The organism is Bdellovibrionales bacterium (assembly GCA_019750295.1).
In the GTDB taxonomy this organism is placed as follows: domain Bacteria; phylum Bdellovibrionota; class Bdellovibrionia; order Bdellovibrionales; family JAGQZY01; genus JAIEOS01.
Window position 1 is genome coordinate 1 of record JAIEOS010000010.1, and the last position, 20,354, is coordinate 20,354.

Consider the following 20,354-nt stretch of genomic DNA (forward strand, 5'->3'; position numbering starts at 1 on the left):
ACGCCCAGGCCCTGGTGGGCGAGGCGCGCCGCTGAGATGTATTTATTAGAGACTTGGCGCTCAAGAATTTCTTCATGCGGAACCCGATTCTCGAAGATATGCGCGATCTCCATGGTTTTGTTCATCGCTTGATCGATTCGCTGAAGCTGGCCATCCGACTCCTGGAGACGCACTTGGAGATCTTTGACCTTACTGTCGATAATAGCCATCAAGTGCTTCACCTGGTGTTCCGTCTTATCCGAAAGATCTTCCAGCACAGAGATTTTATTTTGCAAAACTTTAAGTCCGTAACTTAAGCGCGGATCTTCCTCGCGGCGGCGGCGAAGTTTAGCAAAAGCCAAGCCGATCCCAGCGAGGAACAAAATATTAAGTGCAATTTGAAGAATGGATAACACGCTCACTACTTTATTTTACGGGTACTGAGCTGTAATCACAATACGACGAGCTACAAACCCTAGTCCTAAGGCTTGGGAAACGTCACCTGACCGAAAGCTAAGGATCATCGTCAATTAGATCGGGACGACTTTTTTGATCTTGTCGACCGCTTTGTCGATGTCGGCTTTGGAGACCGCGAAGCTGACGCGAAGGTAGTTCTTATCACCGAAGTCTTCGCCGGGGACCACAACAACTCCCGCTTCTTCGATCAAAAGAGCGGCGAGCTCTTTGGCACCCGACATCTTCATCTTGTTCAGGATTTCGGAAACGTTGATCCAAAGATAAAAGGCGGAGTCGGGTTTTACGATTTGCACTCCAGGAATGGAAGAGAACGCACGAAAGGCGTAATCAAAACGCTCACGCAATTGAACTCGCGTGGAAACCACGTCTTCCTTACAGTCGCGAATCGCGGCGACCGAAGCTTCCTGAGAGATCGAACAGGGCGCGCCCACAGTTTGACTCTGGTAGCTCGCCATCGCATTGATGATCGACGCCTCTCCCGTGGCCCAACCAATCCGCCAACCCGTCATAGAGTAGGCTTTCGAAACGCCGTTGATACAAACCACGCGGTCTTTAAGATCAGGAGCGACATGAAGAAGATGAGGACTAATTCCGCTCTCGCTAAAAGAGAGTTGATTATAAATATCATCGCTCACCACAACAATGCGAGGTTGCTTTCTTAGAACTTCGGCCAAAGCTTGGAATTCCTCCTTTGTGTATTCAACACCCGTCGGGTTACTTGGTGAATTGAGAAGAAAAACTTTCGTCTGAGGAGTAATCGCGGCTTCGAATTCTTTCGCCGTGATTTTAAACTTGTTCGCAAGCTGAGTTGTGATCACTTTGGGACGACCGCCGGACAACTCCACCATCTCGGTGTAGCTCGCCCAGTAAGGATTTGGCACGATCACTTCGTCACCGTTATCAAGCAAGGCTTGGAAAGCGGCAAAAATAATAAACTTTGCTCCTGTACTCACAGTCACTTGGTTCGGCTTATATTCAATGCCCAAAAGTTTCTGAGTGAGACCACAGATCTCTTTTTTAAGCTCTGGAATACCCGCTGCGGGAGTATATTTTGTTTTTCCCGAGTTAATCGCACCGATCCCCGCTTCACAGGCCTTTTTGTACGTGGGCCAGTCCGGTTCACCTACGGTGAGCGAAACGATATCGCGACCCTGATCTTTAAGCTCTTTGGCTTTAGCAGCGAGAGCGAGTGTAGGAGAGGCTTTAAAGTTTTTGGCTTTTTGCGACAACATAGGGGCTTCCTTGGTTAGCAAAAGAGATGGGAATTAACCGATCTGAAAGATGCTTAGTTTTTTATCACCATAATCTTTTTGTTGGGTCATTTTAAGCGCTTTGTACTGATTTTGTAAATGTTCCTTTTTTCCCGACTCGATAAATATTTTGACGTGAGGTTGAAGGCCAATAAAATCACCCATCGCTTCCATCGCTTTATCGGCTAAAACTTCTGTAAAGGGTGGATCTATGAGCACGATATCGAATTTGAGGCCAGGATCTCTTTTGAGATAGGAAAAAACGTCATAAGGGCAGATCTCGAACTCTTCTCTCGAAATGTCAAACAGAGCTAAATTCTGTTTAATAATGGCCACAGATCGTGGATTTTTTTCAACGGCGTGGACCACTCGCGCCCCTCGAGAAACCGACTCAAAGGCAAGATTCCCCGTCCCCGAAAACAAATCGAGGACAGCCGCATCGACAATGTCCGACTGGAGTTTATTAAATATAACTTCCTTCACCCGATCCGTCGTGGGCCGAATGTGATCGGCCTTAAAAGAGACCAGCTTACGGCCGCCGAATTTTCCAGAAATAATTCTCATGACCTGCTGTTAAACACCATTTCGATTTGATCAACAACTGCAAAAATGTCCTGAAAGGGTTTTTGTATAAAAAGATCTGCGCCCTGCTTTTTAGCTGACTCCGTCGAGGCCTCTCCCGTGTATGCGGAAATCAAAATCACCTTCGCCCGAGTCCCGCTCATCCGCGCAATCACTTGAGGACCGGTCAAGCCCGGCATCAGCACATCCAAGATGACTAAGTCGGGATCGAGCTTTTGCCAAGCGGCGAGCCCTGCTAAACCATCAGGCTCCTCGAAGATTTCGTGACCTTTTGCTTTTAATGCGCGTGTCAGCGAACGGCGAATCAGAGGCTCATCATCGATAATTAAAATCTTCATTTTTTAACCTTTGGCAACGTGATGATAAATTCGCTCCCGACCTCGAGATCCTCTCGCAAAGAGAGCTGACCTTTAAAACGCGAGACAATCGACTTGCCCAAGCTGAGTCCCAGGCCCGTTCCCTCACCTTCTTCCTTAGTTGTAAAGAAAGGAGTAAAAATTAATTCGCGAATCTCCGTGGGAATCCCTGGACCCGTATCTCTTACGCGGATCTCCACGGTATCTGCGTAAACCTTCGTCTGAAGTGTGAGATCACCCGTCTCCCCCATGGCCTGGCAGGCGTTATTCACCAGATTAAAAATCACCTGCTGCAAAAGATGGGGCTCTACGAAGATAAAATCTTCTTGGTCACTCAGATCAATCCGGGAATTTTGATAGCGCATGGCAGATTTCAAAAAGGGTAAGGTTTTTAAAATCAATTCTCTCGCCGAGACTGGCGTTGTATCTCCCTCAGGCGAGGAGGACGAAAACTCCAGCAAATTCTTAATAATCATTTCACTTCGCTCCGCTGCAGACTTAATTTCCCGCAGATCTTCCTGGATATTCAACGGGCTCTCTTGAATTAATAGCTGAGATAAAGATTTAATGCCCGTCAGAGGATTATTCAGCTCGTGAGCTATATTTCCCGCCAACAATCCCAAAGCCGACATCTTTTCGCTTTGAACTAATTGACTCTGTAAATTCACCGAGGGTGTGATGTCTGTGTAGTGCACAATCATGTTATAAAATTTTTCTTGAGAATCGAGATAAATGGGATAGGCATTGACCTGAAAGATTTTTCCCTGCGCCATGATCTTTCCTTGCTTTTCGGCCTGCTCACTTCGAGACTCAAAAACCGGGCAGCCAAAGCAGGGAGCATCACGACCCGCAAATGCCTTGTAGCAAGGAAACTCCACAGTGCTCGCGAAAAGTTTGTTAGATCTTATGACATTATACTCATCATCCAAGATGACAATAGGGTCTTGCAAGTGATCGAAGGTGGTAGACCATTGTTTAGAGATTTCGTGAGACTTCATCTTCAGCAACAAGCGATCAAACGCAACGCGGAGAGACTCCGCTCTTTGATTAAGAAGCTCCGAGAAAATTTTTTGCTCTAAAAAGTCCATGCTGTGTTCAAAGACTAGCACTCCATCGCCAACCGTATTGTCTAAAAATAAGCTCACCACGGAACTCATCGGTCGAGACAGTAGACCCGCGAGAGCTTTCCTGAGTTCTACGTTATCTTGAGTGTTAAAGATGGCTTCGTCGATACTCACCGCTCGGTCAATGATTTGAGGCCCCTGAAAGTAAAGAAGACGAAAACTACCCTTACGCAAGGAATAGAGTAAAATGGGAGGATTCAATTTGTGGTAGCGCAAAAAGTCCTGGCGCAGAATCAGTAAAAGATCCTCGAGCGCATTCACCGAGGACACCGCTTTGATAAATTTAATCAGATCTTTGATGTCTCTATTTTTGGTTTCAATCTCGTGGGTTGAAAGCTCAAGATACTGTGTCCGCTGAGCCACTATGTTTTCTAAGTTTTCGTTTAATTCTTGCAATTTTTTATTTTGCTCGCGAACTTGGGAGGTCATAGTATTGTTTTCGCGACGCTGATTCAACATTCGCAATGTATCTTCGATGTTACTATCGATCGACTGGGACATCATTCCTGGACTGATGATCTTATGGACGAGAATGTCATCTTTAGAGGATTCGAATAATGGATCTACAATCTGCTCATCGCAGTAAATCAAAATCAGACTTTTCTTCTGGATATCTGATAAGGATTTGAAGTCTGTTATCTGTGACGAATAGAAAAAATCTTTATCGACAAAGATGATCGCCATTTCTTCCGGATCTAAAACTTTAAAGATATCTTTGAAAGATGGCAAAGATTCCATCTTGTATTTTTTTTTAAGGTGGGTCGGAAGTATGCTGGCCGTGTAAAAAAAACGAATCATTCATAATAGTATTCCAGAGAGCTTCTGATTAGTGAAGCCCCACAACACGACGTTGACGCTCTTCAATGCGAGTGAAGAGATCTAGACCTATCAGGGCCTGATTGAGCAGTTTAAGCACTTTGCGAGGCTCTTGATAGATCTCGAGATCGATATGATTACGGACCAAGTTCCAGTAGGAGCCGGAGATTGGAAAGTTCTCCATCTCGATATCATCGATGCACAAATTAAGACTCTTTTTTAAAAAATCTGCCGATGTGTCAAAATCAATATAGTCCATGCGACCAGCAATTTCCAAGAGACGATCCATAGAGAATTTCGAAGTTGGCTGAGTCGACATGAATACCTTAAGGAAGCACTCAAAAAAGTCATCTGAGGGAGTGACGGGATAGTTTTTAGAAACCACGGAAAAGTTCTCCTGTTTAAAGAAAATAAGTTGCCAATCCACCTCGAGAACACCACGACTCTTGATCAGATCCTCGATTTTATTTTGTTGATAAAATTCAAAGATCATTTTCAGCTCATCGCTATCGTTGACCGCAAATTTATCGCCCTTAATAACGAGACTGCCCGGCAAAAAAGAACCCGCTTTTTGCCCCTGCTCGCAAATTTCAACCGTTGGAATATTTAACATATTTAAATGGGCTGCAAGCGAAGAGGAAAATGTCATCACGGCCGACGACAGATTAGGGCCGCCAACCTCCGACAATAGATTTTTTTGACCAAGATGATGTTGAGTGAAATCGAGCTTCGTCTGAAACTCTTGGTGAGATAGAGCTTCGTGACAATCAACCGAGTAGTACTTCGTCTCAGGAGTGTAAAAACGTGTGGACAAGTGACCTTGACCGATCGGCGTAAAGTCCAAAACTAAGCCTGGAACGGGACGCGTGGTCTCGCCGACTTCGATGGCTTCCAGATCTATATTTGGAAAGTGACCGACGTAATGAGCAAATCGCTGGTCTATATAAAACTTAACGCTCAACGCTGTATTCCTCGCCGCAAGATTTGCAACGTATAAGGTGGAGCATACACTGTGTTCGTCACCGAGATCGATAAATACTACTGACGAATGTTTCATTACATGAGCTCTCGGATGTAAGTTTCGAGTTGAGAGATGTAACGACTGTTCCCTTTATAGTTTTGCTTGAGGCTCGGCAAAGTTTCGTAAGCCTTACGATAATTTTGCGTCTTAATATACCATCCGACTTTTAAGGTGAGTGCCTCTTCGTCTTGAGGTCGAAGCTGCAAAAAAGCGTCGATATGTTCGATGGCCTTAAACTCAGCTGTCTGCTGAGACCATTGATAATGCAAATACATGGCTAACTTGTGTTCAGGTTCTTGCTCTAGAGCTTGGTTCAGATTGGCGCAAGCCAATTCGAATTCTCCCACCGTGGCGTGGACAATAGATATCCCCACATAGGCTTCAATATTCGATGGATCCTTATGTAAAACTTCGGTGAATTTTTCGCGCGAGGAATTCAGATTTCCATTCTGCAGGTAGAGATAACCATAACTTAAGAGAAGATTGAGATCTGTATTATAGATTGTATACGCTTTATTGAAGTACTCTTCCGCCGCGTCGAGATCTTTCATCTTAAGATAGATGTTCCCCATATTCTTAAAACAGGAAAACAGCAGCCAACTCGGTGCGCTCGATTGATCAATAATCAAGTGGTAAGTGTCTAGCGCCTCGCGCTCCGCACCACTTTTATTGAGAGTATTCGCCAAAAGATACTGATTTTCGAGAGAGCCATCGCAATCCACAAGCTTGCGAGCTGCATAGACCTGCCCCTCTTCGCAGCCCCGAAGCGTTTCCACCCAGTGCATGTTCTTGAAAACAAAGGTTCTTGGATGTTGTTCGGCGACCTTCGTGATCTCCGATTTCGCTTCGTCGAGTCGCTGTGAATTTATATACGAATGGAACCTATCTAAACTTTCTGTGAGAGCTAGAGATTGATCCAGTAGATGAGCATCAAAAAATTTCTGTTGTAACACTTGTTCCCCCTGATAGTTCTATGAGCAAGGAGAGTGCCAACACCAGATACAGTTTATTCAAAGAAAAAGCCCAGGTTAAGACAGGGCTTTGACAAGATCAAAATTTTTACGCCATATTTTTGTCAAAGAGATCATGCGCTTCGACAATGGTCGCTAGGCAAATTTTTCCACCCGCGACTAATCCAATATATCCGGCATCGTTCGGTAAGCCTTGAGTAAGCGGCGACCCGTGCGAACCGACGTCAGCTTTTTGAGCATCGATGACTTTTCGCTCTCGATGCACGATAAAATCTGAAGGTCCTGCTCCAAGATCTTATTCACCAATTTTTCTTTTTGCCCTAAACATGACTCGATCTCTTTTTTACTTGTGTCGGTCAGTTGAGATTTATTCGCAGAAGCAGAATAGACTTCGATCTTAGAATCGATAGTGTGAATATTCTCAAGAATATCCTCGCGAATACGATAAAGATCCTCAAGGTTGTCAAAGTTTCGTGCCTTAAAGCTCTTACGCTCTCTTTCGGAGATATCGTAGAACATTTCCAAGTGGTTGTTCTTTTCTTTGAGCAAGAGGACGATTTGATCTATGTTGTTATCTTCTCTAAGCACCTTGAGACTCCTTCTTAAGTGATTCGATAGCCTTTGACCATCCATCGTACAAAATCGTTAAAACCTTTAGCGCATTATCTAAATGTTTTACGTCACCGGTAATATTTGCCCGCGTGAATTCTTCCATGACGTAAATATATAACTGCTCAAGATTAGACGCCATGGAGCCACCCACTTTAAAATCGAGAGTGCTGGCGAGCTCCATGATGATGTCATAGGCTTTACCGATGAGCTCCCCTCGCTCCTTGACGTTTTTTTGTTCTGCAGCTTCTCTCGCCTGCTTTGTGAATTTGATAGCGCCTTCATAGAGCATTAACAGCAGTTTCTCTTTGCTGGCGCTCTCCACTGATGTTTTTTTGTACTTCCCATAGCCGTTCATTTACCCTGCCTCCGCGTCATGTATTACCCACCCAGTCCACCGATGCCACCGCCGCCGCCCATACTCGACACTTGCGCGCCTTGAGCTTGCATCTTTGACATCTGCTCTTCTAACTTCGAAAACTTTTTCCGAAGTTGGTCTTCTTTGTTGGCTAAATTCTTTTCTTTATTATCAATATTTCGATCGATCTGACTCATTTGGGTCTGCATGCCTTTTTTCCGGCTAGAGACAACACCCTGCTGAGACGTGGCACTATCCAGTACTGCTTTGGCACGTCCAATAAATCCTGCGTTGGGACTTCCATCTCCGCGTAAGAATTCGAGAACATCTTTGGCATTTGTTTTTAAAGCTTTCTCGAACTTTTCCTGTTTCAACTCTAAGGTTCCGCTCCGATTGAATTCGACGCCAAGTTGGCTGAGATTTTTTATAGTTCCCTGAGCCCCATAGGCCGTGCCCTGAATCATTTGACGGAGCCGGTTTTCAATACTTCGAAGGACCGAATCGCCACCTAGGGTTTTAGAGGTGTCGGTTTTTTCGTTCATCGTGTTTTGCTGCTGGACGAAACTGAAAACACCATTCATCGCTTCGACAAAACCTTTGAGCTTCCCTTCAATCGCTTGGTAGTTTTCCGTCAGCGCAATATTGACCTCTTTACCAGGCTTCGCGCTTTTAAGATCCAGTGAAACTCCTGGAATGATTTCATCGATCTTGTTGTTAACCACTTCAACATCAAAACCGTTAACGCGTATCACACCGTTCTTAGATTTTCGCTCTTCATCAAAGTATAAATCGTCGTCCCCGTCTAAAAGATAAATGGTCGGAAATTCCACATTTTGGTTATTTCCGTAATGACTGGAAGACATGATCAAGCGGTATCCATCAGTCCCATCGGTACCATCTTGAACCACCGTCGCGTTGACTCCGAGTTCAGCACCATTGATGGCTTTAGCAATTCCATCGAGAGTGTTATTCCCGTTATTGATATAAACGGACTTTTCGCCATCGGGAGTATTGAATTTAAGATAACCCACACCCAGTTGTGTTTTATCTTTATCGGCAATTGTATTCGAAAGCGCTCCAGCACTCTCCGCAAGCTTAACAACCTCAAGCTTCCAATTCCCAGGAATGGCTTTTTCCGCAACCACCGTTCCGGCGATCACGTCAGGATCCGAAACATCCAAAGAGTAATCTTGGAATTTTTTTCCGCCAACGATATCCTTGAGTGTGCCCTTGACTTTATTGAGACGAGATTCAAAGTCGGTCACAAGATTGAGTTTAGTTTCAATCTTCTGTTTTTTAACTTCCATGTTCTTAATAGGCTCACGTTCGGCGATCATAATCTGATCAACGACGCCTGATAATCCTGAACCTACTCCGGGCAACCTAATGGGCATATACCCTAAGTATGCAGTAGTAATTCAAATATCTGTGAGTCAGTAATATGGCTCTAGCCGAAAGCTATGGACAAGAAAAATACTAGGCCGCTTTATTTAAAAGACGTCCGTTAGCCTGGTCCATGGAGTTCAAAAGGGTGTAGAACTGGTCTTCAGTCACACGTCGAACGATGTTTCCTTGCGGGTCTTTAATAAGAATGAGTTGGACAAGATTCTCGGTGACGACGTCCACAGTCAAATTATTGGCTTTAATTCCTGGGTGTTCCCGTAAACTCTTTAATAGTTTTTCTAATTCCTCGTCGGTGATCTTGCGAGGCTTATCTGAATGAGGTTCCCTTCCGTCTGCATCTCGCTCCGTCGTATCGTGTGACTTCACGCGATTCTGGAGTTCGTGCACCCTTTCGGGAACCACGGCCTGATTAAGGTTAGAAAGCGACCGTATATTCATACAACATACGTATCGGCATTACTTCCCCAAAAAATGAGCCCGCCAACCACGACGGGCTCTGAGGAAGAACGACTAATTCTTATGACAATAATCTTAAGGCTTGGCGAGGAACCTCATTGGCTTGTGCCAATACGTTCGTCGTAGCATTAAGAAGGATGTTGCTCTTGGTGTACTCTGCTGAAGACTCCGCAACATCGGCATCTCGGATGCGTGAATTTGCTACCGACAAGTTCTCAACCTGCGTTGAAATATTCTGTGTTGTTGAGGACAATCGGTTCTGTAACGCTCCGATGTTGGCACGGTAACCATTTACTGATTTTTGAGCAGCATCGAGTTGTGACAACGCATCTTTCGCCCCATCTTTTGAGGTGAAATCGATGCCATCAACACCTAAATGGGAAGATGTCGCGTTGGCGTAAGATGAATCAAATGAAATCACATCTGATTCGCCACTACCTTGAATTCCGACTTGGAAATCAAAGGTTTCACCTTCACCGTTTAATAGCTTTTTGCTACCAAATGAAGTTGAATCGGCAATACGATCGACCTCTTGCTTAAGTTGGGTTAATTCTTGGTTGATGTAACCACGCTCTTCGTCACCGACGGTATCAGAAGCGGCTTGGATGCCGAGCTCTCTCATACGGGTGAAGATGTTACTGATTTCCCCCAAGCTGCCTTCTGCTACCTGCAATAATGAAACACCGTCGTTCGTGTTTCTTAATGCCTGTTGGTAACTTCTGATCTGAGACTTCATTCCCTCAGAAATAGACAGCCCAGCGGCATCATCAGAAGCCTTCGTGATACGGCTCCCCGATGACAATTGTGCCATGGATTTATCCATGATCTTTTGGTTGGCGTCGAGCGCCGTTCGTGCAGCTATGGACGGCACGTTCGTCGAAATTCTTAAACTCATAGTTCCTCCTCGAGTTTCGTTTTTAGTACCTGGTTTAGGTACTTGGTCTAGCTATACTTTCGGCACCGTCCAGTAATACTGAAGTCGAGTCTGGCTTTTCTCGACCAACATCCCAACAACTAGACCAAGATCCAGAAGGAATTATTATGTTAAGTTGGAACTATAATTATAAAAAACAGTCACTTACGTAAGTTTATTTGTTTTTTTATTTTCTAAAAGTTTTTGGAGTGAAAACTATTTCAACAATGTTTTTTAAAATTCCAGCTCTGTTGCGACAAAAGATCAGAGATGACTACGATTATCACTAGATTTTAGTATAGGCCATTCGAATGCGAAATGGCCGGCATCTCTATTAAAAGATTCTTTTTTGGAAGTGCCCTCTTTTGGCGATCGCCGCCCACGGAAGGGCGCGAAACGATCCATGGATGGAGACTTTCGCCAAAAAAGGGCACTTCCAAAAAAGAATCTTTCCATAGAGATCCCAAGAGAACAATCCGCATCATCAAAAAGGGGCCACTTTGCTTTGCGGGCCCCTCGGATTGATTTGCGATTTCTTTGTTACTATTTTCAGCTTAACAAGCGTAGAGCTTGACGCGGAACTTCGTTAGCTTGGGCAAGAACATTGGTCGTCGCGTTCAACAAAATATTACTTTTTGTATACTCTGCCGTCGACTCGGCAATGTCAGCATCACGGATGCGCGAATTCGCGACCGAGAGGTTTTCAACTTGAGTCGAGATGTTTTGAGTGGTCGAAGTTAATCGGTTTTGAAGTGCGCCGATGTTGGCGCGATAACCGTTGATCGTCTTCTGCGCACTATCAAGAGAGGACAATGCTTCTTTGGCACCCTCTTTTGTCGAATAGTCGATACTATCAACGCCGAGATTCGACATTCTAGTATCGGCGTTCGCCGAATCAAACGAAATCACATCGGATTCTCCCGAACCGCCCACTCCCACCTGGAAATCGAAGACTTCACCAGCTCCATTGAGCAGTTTTTTACTGCCGAAAGACGTTGAATCCGCGATGCGATCCACTTCCGACTTTAGCTGAGAAAGTTCGTTGTTGATATACTCACGTTCCTCATCACCGAGGGTGTCCGACGCGGCCTGCACGCCGAGCTCACGCATACGGGTAAATAGGTTACTGACCTCGCCCAAGCTGCCTTCTGCGACTTGCAATAAGGAAACACCATCGTTGGTGTTTCTTAACGCCTGTTGATAGCTCCTAATTTGAGACTTCATGCCCTCGGAAATAGATAAACCTGCAGCATCGTCAGAGGCTTTAGTGATTCGGCTTCCTGATGAAAGTTGCGCCATGCTCTTATCCATCACTTTTTGATTGGCATCGAGCGCAGTGCGCGCGGCTATCGAAGGTGTATTTGTGGCTATTCTTAAACTCATGTTCTTCCTCCTGGGTGTTGTTCCCGGTAATTAGTCTGGTTACATTTTCGGTGAAACCCGATTCGCCTTAAGGCTTAGGACGAAGATCTAATTAGAATCAGGAAATATTTATTTTTATTAATAGAAAATTTTTATTTGAACTCACGAGAAATAACTGTGAGTTAAGGAAGTTAAGTTATAAATCTTTGAATATTTATATAAATAAAGAATCGTAAACGTAAAAACTTAATACAAAAATGAATTAATTAATCACATCGAGAGCGCTATTTAATGCTGTCGGAATGGTATCGGAAGAGTTTGCAAACATAATGCGGATGGCTTTTTCACCTTCGATCACTGCCGACTTTAATCCTCCAACGATAGATACGCTAAGGGCACCGACAACGATGGATTCTAAGCCTCGCTCCCCGGCAAGTTGCGCGTAGTATCTAGATCGCTCCAAATGATGTTTAGCTAAGTCACGATTTTCATTATTAATAGCCTCGACGGCCATTCGGTATTCGGCTAGAGAAAGAATAGAGTTGCTAGATAATCCGTGAAGGGATGAAATTTGAGCGACCCCCACACCAAATGTCGTTAACACTAATAAAGCTCGCGAACCTAAGGTTGAGAAAGTAGCAACACCGCCCAAGCCTACAACTCCGCCGGCGACCGAAGCTTGAAGATAAGGCAAGTAGCCACGCTTTCCCCACGCTAATATAGCTTTATCTAATTCGCAAGAGAGGAGAGTCCCACGGTTAGCGGCATGCCTAGAAGCTTCGAGATTTGTAGCTAGAGAATCACTGAGAAGTTTAGCGGTAGGAGCTCCAGCAGCGCCCAATCCAACTCCACCCATGACTTGACCAATTCGAGTAAAGTGACCCGCAATAAATGCATCCGCGGCAAATCCGCGAGCAAACGTCCCTGCAGCCACAACAATCGGACCCGAGTAAACTAAGCTTCCAATAAGAATGGCGGAGCTAGCGACAGTGACAGAAGTGATGGCGAATTGTCTCCCGGATGCACGCGCGCGTTCCTCAACAATTACACGATTGATTTGATCCCAGCGCTCGAGATAGGTCGACATGCTGGCAATGGCTGCAACAGCTCTGGCCTTCATTAAATTTTTGGCCTCAAGGGAAAGGTTCTGGTTTTGAAAGCGAGAAGGGCTGAGAGTTTCGATTTTCTTGACGAGCGCGAGTGTATCGGAAGTGAATTTACCCCATTTATTATAGGTAAGACCGTCAAAAAGAGTGACGTTTCTCATCGCGCGCTCAAAAAGTTCCCACTGAGGATCGTCAAGCCCTACGGTCATTGCAATGAGGTTTTTAAGGAACTGTTGTTGAACGAGATTATCAATTCTCTCCATATAAGAATGGGAAATTTCGATGAGGTTGGTTCTGGCCCACGCATCATGAACCTCTAGTATAGATATCAGTTTATTATTAAAAGTCGGCTTCCCGTAGTGGTCTCTGAGGTGCGAAAGCCGCGCATTGAGCATGGTAAATGAGCCTCTTTCCTCAAACTGTAAATCCATATTCACCGGGCAAGCGGCAAGAGATTCGGCGTGAGAATCGAGTCCCCACGTGATGAGCGATATGAATACAAAGAGGAAGAGAGTTTTCATCACAGCGGGGAGTTGCAAAAGTACGACCGGACATAGGATCAATTAACTTCGATTTAAAAACGAAAATGAAATATATTAGGTTTGAACAAACAATTTTTGGCAGATCTGCCTAAAAGAGGACAAATTTCGGCATCTGGATTGCTCTATATTTCGACGAACTCGTTGGATCGATTAAATCGATAGATAAAGGGAAACTTATGAAATTGTTACTTGCTGTGTTCACCATTTTGACAGTACAGCACGCACTTGCCTCTGAAACCCTCAACAGATATGAACTTTCTCAGGCCGCTCATTGTAGCAACGGGAACTCCATCCAACTTGTAAATCCTACCCTTATCTCTCATCTCAACTTCACCCAAGGCCAAAAAGAAATCGGCGCTCGCTTGATGGATCAATCAGACGTGAGTTTTCGAATGATCTACTTAGGAAAAAGTAAAATTTCTAAAAATGCTGTTTACCAGGCCGTACTCTTAACAGAGATGACTCAACAGACTTTTAGTCTCGAAGTGAGCAATGACGGTAAAACTCTCATTGTTCGTAGCCAAGACTTCGCAAACGAAGCTTGCGGTGGTGGCTTCGTCGTCACTCAGTGGGCCGCGATTTAAATCTCTTCGAATCACAAAGAAAAATCAAAAAAAATAAAAGTGCCCACCACAATGGGCGAGCACTCTTCGAAAACTCTCATTGATATGAAAATATTTTTTATCCTAATAACTGTAACACCGCCGCCGGAGCCTGGTTCGCTTGTGCTAACATTCCTACCGAAGCTTGTTGTAAAATTTGAGACGACGTCAGTTCCGCAGATTCATGTGCGATATCGGCATCTCTGATTCGCGAATTGGCTGCTGATAAACTTTCGTTTTGGACGTCGATATTTCTAACGGTCGAATCGAGTCGGTTTTGGAGAGCTCCATAATTTGCTCTCATTCCACCCACCTTAACGATGGCCTCATCGATCAGATCGAGGGCATCTCGAGCCCCGCTCTTACTATCGAATTCCAATCCGTTGATTCCTAGATTGGAAGTTGTTGCATCCGCGTCTGTGTTGAAGCGAATGATACTGTGCTCGTCGCTATTCACGCCGACCTGGAATTCCATTTCCGTCATAGACCCGTCGATGAGATTCTTATCACCGAACTTTGTGGTGTGAGCAATGCGATCCGCCTCTTCGATGAGCGCACTGGCCTCCATGTTCAAGAACTCCCGTTCCTGATCGCCAACCGTGTCACTAGCGGCTTGTACTCCCAGTTCTCTTAAGCGAACTAAGATATTATTGACTTCATTCAGTCCACCCTCACCCACTTGGATAAAAGAAACCGCGTTTTCTGCATTCTTTCGCGCCATCTGCATGCCGCTTATATCCGCTTTTAATTTTTCAGAAATCGCAAGACCTGCGGCATCGTCTGCGGCTTGAGTAATACGACTTCCTGAAGATAAAGCCTTCATCGCGTGAACATTTCTTTTTTGCTGTGTTTCTAAGTTTCTCTGAGCGTTGATTGACGCCAGATTTGTGTTAATCCTTAAACTCATTCTCAACTCCTTTTTAAGACCTTCTCGTTCTGAGACCATCTACGTTCTATCGCCACGTCCTGTAGCCCGGCCTTATGTCTAGAATATCGGCGTTCTATTCCAAAACTTTAGTCTTGAAATGAAATAAATATGTTCAAGTTGAGACAGAATCCCACCGAGAAGTCCAGGACAGCTTCTGTCGGGGTAAAGATGAAATCCACACTTTTAGTACTATTCATTTTGTTTGGGGCGACCACACAAGCGCATCCCAACGTTAAGACGGAAAAAAAGAAACGCGATCAGCTCCTTCAGCAGATGCAAGAGATCTGCATGAAAAAGTTTCCCGGCAAAGTGGTCCAACGTCGAAAGACCTGCGAATGTCTCCTTCGCAATTTTAACCAAAAGCTATCGGCGTCGGATCTTGTTGTGCTGCTCAATGACTACAAAACAGCTCCTGGAAAGAAGTCTCAAAAAGCGACGGTGAATGACTCTAATGAGGCACTCTACATGTTCAACATGGATGTCAGTGAGGCCTGTCTCAAAAATCCAACCTATAAACTAAGTGATCCTCAATAACACCACTTAAAGTCTCGTTTCGAGGCATCTTAAAAACAGAATAGGTCCTTTTATTGTGTTTTTCATACCGACCACCTAAACTTAAAGTTCGAGGGGGAAGAGAATGCGAAAGCGTATCGTAGGAATTGCTATCGTATGTCTGGCGGGATCTCCTCTACTTTTCCAGAATTGTAGTAAAAAAAATACTTCCAAATCCAACATTTCGGCGTCTCGAACTCTCGCCAGTCAGACAGACTCACCAGAGAGTGGAGTTGTTCTCAAATCATCGGTGTACACCGACATGGCTCAAGATATTTATCAAAGAATTACCGGCGTTAATGCGGGTTTAGATAACCGAGAGATCCAAGAGATGTCCCAATACTTGGAGAACGGAAATAAACTAAAAGCGGCAGAGATCGCTATGCAAAATAAAAACTTCTTAAATATAACCGTCAGAGACATGGCGACCCGATTATCAACCCGTGAGGCCAACACACTCGCTCCGCTGAGTGACTTTGTCGCAACTGTTATTGGCGTGACTCGCGATAATGTAAATGCCAAAGAGCTTTTGACTGGCAATTTCTATTATCGTGCCGTGGACGTCCCCGGCGTTCCACAAGACATCGTCGCCGATATTATTAAATCCAATAATCACTACAATGCACTCGACACCACCGGCGCAAATTTATCTGCAGTGCTGGTTCGCGAGGACGGTCAGAAAATAATTGGAGCTTCAGGTCAGGTGGAAGTTCTCTCCGACGCTGCTGGTCTACTTACGACGCGGGCGTTTATGGAGGCTCACGCCAAAGCTGGGACCAATCGTAGAATCATCGAATACACGTTTAAAATGTTCCTTTGCTCTCCAATTCAAACGTGGGCGAGCACGTCCCGACCCGATTTTTACATCGGGAGAGATGTGGGACGAAATCCATCCACGGAGTTTAATAACAAGTGTAAGAGCTGCCATTCGGGAATGGATGCGATGAGACCCGCCACTGCACACTTCGATTTTTTTGTGGAAAATGAAGCGCAGAAGACCGGATTTATCAAATTCAACTACGATTACAAAATGGATCCTCGCGACGAGGACGCCACCAAGATCGATCGAGTGGTGCCCGACGCTGAACAGAAAGTTCCTTATAAATTTCGCCGAGGCTCGAGTGTTTACCCTGATGGGTTTAAAGTTAAAAATAATTCATGGAGCAACTATGTTCCTCACAAAAATTTTGGATGGAAGACTCCTTTAACCGGGCAAGGCATGAATGAGTTAGGTCAAATGGTCGCGTCTTCGGAAAAATACGCCGAGTGTTTAGTTCAGAACGTTTTTTACTCCGTTTGTCGCAGAAATATGGAAACTAAAGATGCCAGTGCGTTAAAGTATCTGACGTCACAGTTGATTTCCTCTAATTATAATCTTCAACATCTTTATAAATTGACGGTATTAAGCAGTGAATGCTTGGGGATCGATTAACATGAAACTCGAGCACAAAATTTTATCTATTTTAACAATGGGACTCAGCATTTCACTGATGTATAGTAACTGTGGAGCGCCTCAGGCCCTCGGTCGGCGATTTCCGATCAAATCATCAAAAGTTGTTCAAATTGCATCCCACCGTCAAATTTTACCCTCGCTCATCAACTGCTTGAATCTTGAAGATTCGGCCCTGCGACCGGCAACCCGCCAGGCCGCCCGCGAGTCCGCCTCGACTTTATCTTTAGATGGTGACGCTTCGAAAATTTCGGCGCCCATGATGATGGCTCTCGTTAAAATCACCGGTGAGGTTTGTGTCGATCTCATTAACCAAGAGCTCGCTCAAACCTCTTCGAGAAAGTTTTTCCCAGGTTTTGAATTGGGAACGCCCGCGAATTCTCAAAGCTACGATCTCAATACCTCGATCCATAGACTTGCCACTTCCTGTTGGGGTCATGAACCCTCCCCCTCCGAAAATGACGAGATTATTAAAGCTTTAACCGAAAGTAATTTGATCAACGCTAAAAACCGAGCTACCGCATTGTTCTTATGTACGATGATGCTTGGTAGCGGCGAAACCTTCCGGAGATAGCCATGAGTTTGTCAAAAAAAGACCAACAAATGTTGAAGTTACTCGAACTGGAGCAACAGACTCGTCTTTATAAAAATTATGTCGAAGGCGGGCACAAGAAACCGAAGACACGACGAGAGTTTTTAGCCTCTGGACTTGCGGCAAGTTCGGCTTACATGTTTATGCCCACGCTGCTTCAACTCCTCACTCAACACAATGCTCACGCCGCCGAAGTGGAGTGCGTGTCCAGCTCCGCAGCGACAAACACCCTTCCCGCATTTATTAATATTCAACTTGCAGGGGGCCCAGCTCTATTTGCGCAACACCTCGTCTGTGGTGCCGGTGGAGCTCTGGATCTTAGCCAACACAATACCATGTTAGGTATAATTCCGAACGCTCAAAACTTTTTTGCAAACAGTGCGCCCTTTTGGTTTGAAAACGATCCCTCCGTAGGGTCGCAAATGATTCGATCTATAGTTAATCGAACTAACGGAACAGACATTATGGGGAAATCCAGTTTTATTGCGGTCGCCGCGAAATCCACAGACGACACGGCTGCAAATCCCAACGATATCACCGGGCTCCTCGAGAAAGCGGGACTCATAGGGACCACCTTCCCCTATTTTTTTACCGGAAATCATCCTCGGTTTAGCCAACCTGCAATTTTACCGGCGGCGACCTCGCTCAATGTGGCAAATTTAGCCAGCCTGCAAAATAGCGTGGGCTTCCAAGGCGCGTTGGCGACGTTCTCTGGCGATCCCGCGACTAACATTAGTCTTCAACAACGACTGATCGCTTCGGTCCAAAGACTCACGAAAATTCAAGTGGAGCAACTTGTCACCTCCTCGAAAGCCGATCGCAGCCAAGATACTTTTAAAAAATTAGTGGCTTGTTCCACAGAAAAAAACACCAAAGTGATTAGCGAGACCACCGGAGTAGATATTTACAATAACTATCCTGGCGGTCCTGAGTTCGCAAATATTTGGCAAAGGAATATGTCGCCCTCTTTTAATACAACTCTTGAAACATGCGGACTGGCGATTTCCAATTGCCTTCGAGGAATGTCCGGTGGCGCGATGGTCACCTTGGGTGGATATGACTACCATGCGCCGGCATTACGGTCTGAGGCCGATCAGAAAGATGCCGAAGCCGGTGAAATCATCGCTCGCACTCTATTGACGGCCCGCCAAGCGAATCGAAAAGTATTTATTTACGTATCTGCGGATGGTTCGCTGAACAATGCCGCTGGTAATGGAGCGGCTTGGGGTGGAGATTTTGGAGAACGAGGCGTTCACTATATTATCGCCTACGATCCAGCGGGCGCCCCCGCAACCCGCGGTTTAAACATTGGTGGGTATGCCGATGCTCCTTTCCAATTGAACCATTTCGCGGGAACTTCCGTTGCGACCTCGAATCCGATTGCGGCGACCGACGCTCAAGATTTGTGTGCTTCTGCGGTATTTTTGAACTATTTAAGCTTTGCGGGTTTAAAAGCCAAAATCGACGCACCGGAATTAACCGCAGTGAAATCCAAATTGCTAAGTTCTCTCCCGGCAGGCGGCGGCGATATTTTCAATTACTATTTGAGAATAGCGGGCTGATGTGACAAAGAAGTTCAATGTTTTCTTTATAACTCTCATATGTTTTTTCACCATGGTTTTATTCCATAACTGTGGTGGATCTCCTTGGACTTCAGTTCAATCCTCTAGCCTATCCACAGCCTGTGTGACCAGTAAAATGGGCCAAACATTTGCGACCACCTATCACTCCTTCTTTTTGGAAAACAACTGTAAGAAGTGTCACTCGCCGACGGGCACCTCCTCCATCGCCCAGTTTGCACACCCCAGTGCTAGTGTGGGCCTTCGCGCTTTTGCCGTGCTTGGCCCAGCCGCAGTAAAAAACAAATTGTCTGGGGGACACAACGGTTATACCTACGAACAATTTCAAACCGAGCTCGAAACGTACGAAAAGAATTGGGAAGACGAGTACATCGCTTCGGGATGTAATGAAGACACCACGATGACGGCCAATGTGCCCATCGAGTTTTATGAACCCTCGGTGATTCCAAATAAAAATAAAGTGAAGGACTCGATGAAGGGTTACCAAACTGTGATCTGGGATCTTGGAGCTCGCGTTCCCGGCGTTTTTGTCAGCGCTGACGTGCGCGCTAACGTCGATGGTTTTAGCTTTCCCCTGAACTTCTCCATCACGAATCTTCAGGTGAAATCTCCTCAACATAAGATAAGAATCGCCAACATCACCGTTCTCATCAATCGCAAGAGCTACTCGAATACAACCTTCCAAGGAATCGACGAAATCATTCCCCGAGAAGATGCATTTATTCCGATTGGAGAGGGGGGCGCTGTGAGTCTGATCACTCGAGACGACGATGACGTCTATCTCAATTCTGACGGTTGGTCCCTCAAAATTCAAACTCTCCAAATCATTCCTTAACACGTTCATGACCCAATCTTCATTTGAATCGATGGGGAAAACGCCTACCCTATTCTAATAAAAGAGGAGGCTCCATGGAACGGAGACGTTTTCTTCAAACCGGCGTCGCCGGCTTGGCAATGACTGCTTTGACCTTTAAACCTTCCATTGCCAGTGCACAAACCCAGCAGAAAAAACTTGGCATAGTTCAAGGGGCTACCGGCGAAACAGCAACCCAAATCAGCGTGCTGGTGCCTCTGCAAAGTCGTCACAAATTCAAAGTGGTTTCTGCCGAAGGAGAAACAAAGTCTCCTGCGCTCATCGAACGTTTTACTTTTCCGAAACATGACGATGCCATCATCAATATCAGCTTTGATGAGCTGTGCCCTGACGTCGACTATATTTTTATCGTTAGCGATGATCTCGGAAATACATTGGATCAGAGGATGTTCTCCACCTTATCTATAAAAAGTGAACTCTCCTTTACCGTCTCTTCGTGCATGGACCACA

At 45.3% G+C, this 20,354-nt stretch carries 22 protein-coding genes; 7 read left to right on the forward strand and 15 right to left on the reverse strand.

Translation table 11 applies throughout. The annotated features are described in order from the left end of the window. From K2Q26_03355 to K2Q26_03420, 14 genes are all read right to left on the reverse strand, one after another. A partial coding sequence (locus tag K2Q26_03355; GenBank protein ID MBY0314529.1) for a DUF2802 domain-containing protein occupies window positions 1-395 on the reverse strand: 395 nt, incomplete at its 3' end. A gap of 114 nt (window positions 396-509) precedes the next feature. Continuing rightward, complete coding sequence (locus K2Q26_03360) at window positions 510-1,688, reverse strand: pyridoxal phosphate-dependent aminotransferase (protein ID MBY0314530.1); 1,179 nt, start codon at window positions 1,686-1,688, stop codon at window positions 510-512. A gap of 33 nt (window positions 1,689-1,721) precedes the next feature. Further along, entirely contained in the window at window positions 1,722-2,270 is a 549-nt protein-coding gene (rsmD, locus tag K2Q26_03365) for a 16S rRNA (guanine(966)-N(2))-methyltransferase RsmD (protein MBY0314531.1), read from the reverse strand. Then, window positions 2,267-2,626 carry a response regulator gene (locus K2Q26_03370; protein MBY0314532.1) on the reverse strand — a complete coding sequence of 120 codons (360 nt, stop codon included), beginning with the start codon at window positions 2,624-2,626 and terminating at the stop codon, window positions 2,267-2,269. Before K2Q26_03370 ends, rsmD begins: the two co-directional genes overlap by 4 nt. Continuing rightward, the gene (locus K2Q26_03375; GenBank protein ID MBY0314533.1) at window positions 2,623-4,566 is read right to left on the reverse strand and encodes a PAS domain-containing sensor histidine kinase; all 1,944 of its coding nucleotides are present in this window, start codon (window positions 4,564-4,566) and stop codon (window positions 2,623-2,625) included. Before K2Q26_03375 ends, K2Q26_03370 begins: the two co-directional genes overlap by 4 nt. A 28-nt stretch (window positions 4,567-4,594) precedes the next feature. After that, on the reverse strand, window positions 4,595-5,641 hold the full coding sequence (locus K2Q26_03380; GenBank protein ID MBY0314534.1) for a hypothetical protein: 1,047 nt from the start codon (window positions 5,639-5,641) through the stop codon (window positions 4,595-4,597). Further along, on the reverse strand, window positions 5,641-6,558 hold the full coding sequence (locus K2Q26_03385; protein ID MBY0314535.1) for a hypothetical protein: 918 nt from the start codon (window positions 6,556-6,558) through the stop codon (window positions 5,641-5,643). Before K2Q26_03385 ends, K2Q26_03380 begins: the two co-directional genes overlap by 1 nt. Before the next feature lie 177 nt (window positions 6,559-6,735). After that, window positions 6,736-7,164 (reverse strand): flagellar protein FliT, encoded by a 429-nt coding sequence (locus tag K2Q26_03390; protein MBY0314536.1) that lies wholly within the window; start codon window positions 7,162-7,164, stop codon window positions 6,736-6,738. Further along, window positions 7,157-7,543, reverse strand: coding sequence for a flagellar export chaperone FliS (fliS, locus tag K2Q26_03395; GenBank protein ID MBY0314537.1), 387 nt, complete (start codon window positions 7,541-7,543; stop codon window positions 7,157-7,159). The genes K2Q26_03390 and fliS overlap by 8 nt, the downstream gene beginning before the upstream one ends. Window positions 7,544-7,566: 23 nt before the next feature. After that, window positions 7,567-8,937: a flagellar filament capping protein FliD gene (gene fliD, locus K2Q26_03400; GenBank protein MBY0314538.1), complete on the reverse strand. Its 1,371-nt coding sequence runs from the start codon at window positions 8,935-8,937 to the stop codon at window positions 7,567-7,569. Between the two features lie 82 nt (window positions 8,938-9,019). Beyond that, entirely contained in the window at window positions 9,020-9,385 is a 366-nt protein-coding gene (locus tag K2Q26_03405) for a hypothetical protein (protein MBY0314539.1), read from the reverse strand. A gap of 79 nt (window positions 9,386-9,464) precedes the next feature. Then, on the reverse strand, window positions 9,465-10,298 hold the full coding sequence (locus K2Q26_03410) for a flagellin FliC (GenBank protein ID MBY0314540.1): 834 nt from the start codon (window positions 10,296-10,298) through the stop codon (window positions 9,465-9,467). Window positions 10,299-10,865: 567 nt separating this feature from the next. Then, window positions 10,866-11,699, reverse strand: coding sequence for a flagellin FliC (locus K2Q26_03415; protein MBY0314541.1), 834 nt, complete (start codon window positions 11,697-11,699; stop codon window positions 10,866-10,868). A gap of 241 nt (window positions 11,700-11,940) precedes the next feature. Beyond that, window positions 11,941-13,305, reverse strand: coding sequence for a hypothetical protein (locus K2Q26_03420; GenBank protein MBY0314542.1), 1,365 nt, complete (start codon window positions 13,303-13,305; stop codon window positions 11,941-11,943). 197 nt (window positions 13,306-13,502) lie between these two features. Here K2Q26_03420 and K2Q26_03425 point away from each other — a divergent pair, with 197 nt between their 5' ends. Continuing rightward, on the forward strand, window positions 13,503-13,910 hold the full coding sequence (locus K2Q26_03425; GenBank protein ID MBY0314543.1) for a hypothetical protein: 408 nt from the start codon (window positions 13,503-13,505) through the stop codon (window positions 13,908-13,910). 97 nt (window positions 13,911-14,007) lie between these two features. Here K2Q26_03425 and K2Q26_03430 read toward each other — a convergent pair whose 3' ends face one another. Then, entirely contained in the window at window positions 14,008-14,835 is an 828-nt protein-coding gene (locus tag K2Q26_03430) for a flagellin FliC (protein MBY0314544.1), read from the reverse strand. A 189-nt stretch (window positions 14,836-15,024) separates the two neighbouring features. Here K2Q26_03430 and K2Q26_03435 point away from each other — a divergent pair, with 189 nt between their 5' ends. From K2Q26_03435 to K2Q26_03460, 6 genes are all read left to right on the forward strand, one after another. Beyond that, window positions 15,025-15,390 (forward strand): hypothetical protein, encoded by a 366-nt coding sequence (locus K2Q26_03435; protein MBY0314545.1) that lies wholly within the window; start codon window positions 15,025-15,027, stop codon window positions 15,388-15,390. Between the two features lie 103 nt (window positions 15,391-15,493). Continuing rightward, window positions 15,494-16,840 (forward strand): hypothetical protein, encoded by a 1,347-nt coding sequence (locus tag K2Q26_03440; GenBank protein ID MBY0314546.1) that lies wholly within the window; start codon window positions 15,494-15,496, stop codon window positions 16,838-16,840. Window position 16,841: 1 nt separating this feature from the next. After that, window positions 16,842-17,432: a hypothetical protein gene (locus K2Q26_03445; protein ID MBY0314547.1), complete on the forward strand. Its 591-nt coding sequence runs from the start codon at window positions 16,842-16,844 to the stop codon at window positions 17,430-17,432. Between the two features lie 2 nt (window positions 17,433-17,434). Further along, a complete protein-coding gene (locus K2Q26_03450; protein ID MBY0314548.1) occupies window positions 17,435-19,012 on the forward strand; it encodes a hypothetical protein in 1,578 nt (525 codons plus the stop codon). Window position 19,013: 1 nt separating this feature from the next. Beyond that, window positions 19,014-19,865, forward strand: coding sequence for a hypothetical protein (locus tag K2Q26_03455; protein ID MBY0314549.1), 852 nt, complete (start codon window positions 19,014-19,016; stop codon window positions 19,863-19,865). 74 nt (window positions 19,866-19,939) lie between these two features. After that, on the forward strand, window positions 19,940-20,354 hold a 415-nt coding region (locus tag K2Q26_03460), incomplete at its 3' end, for a hypothetical protein (protein MBY0314550.1).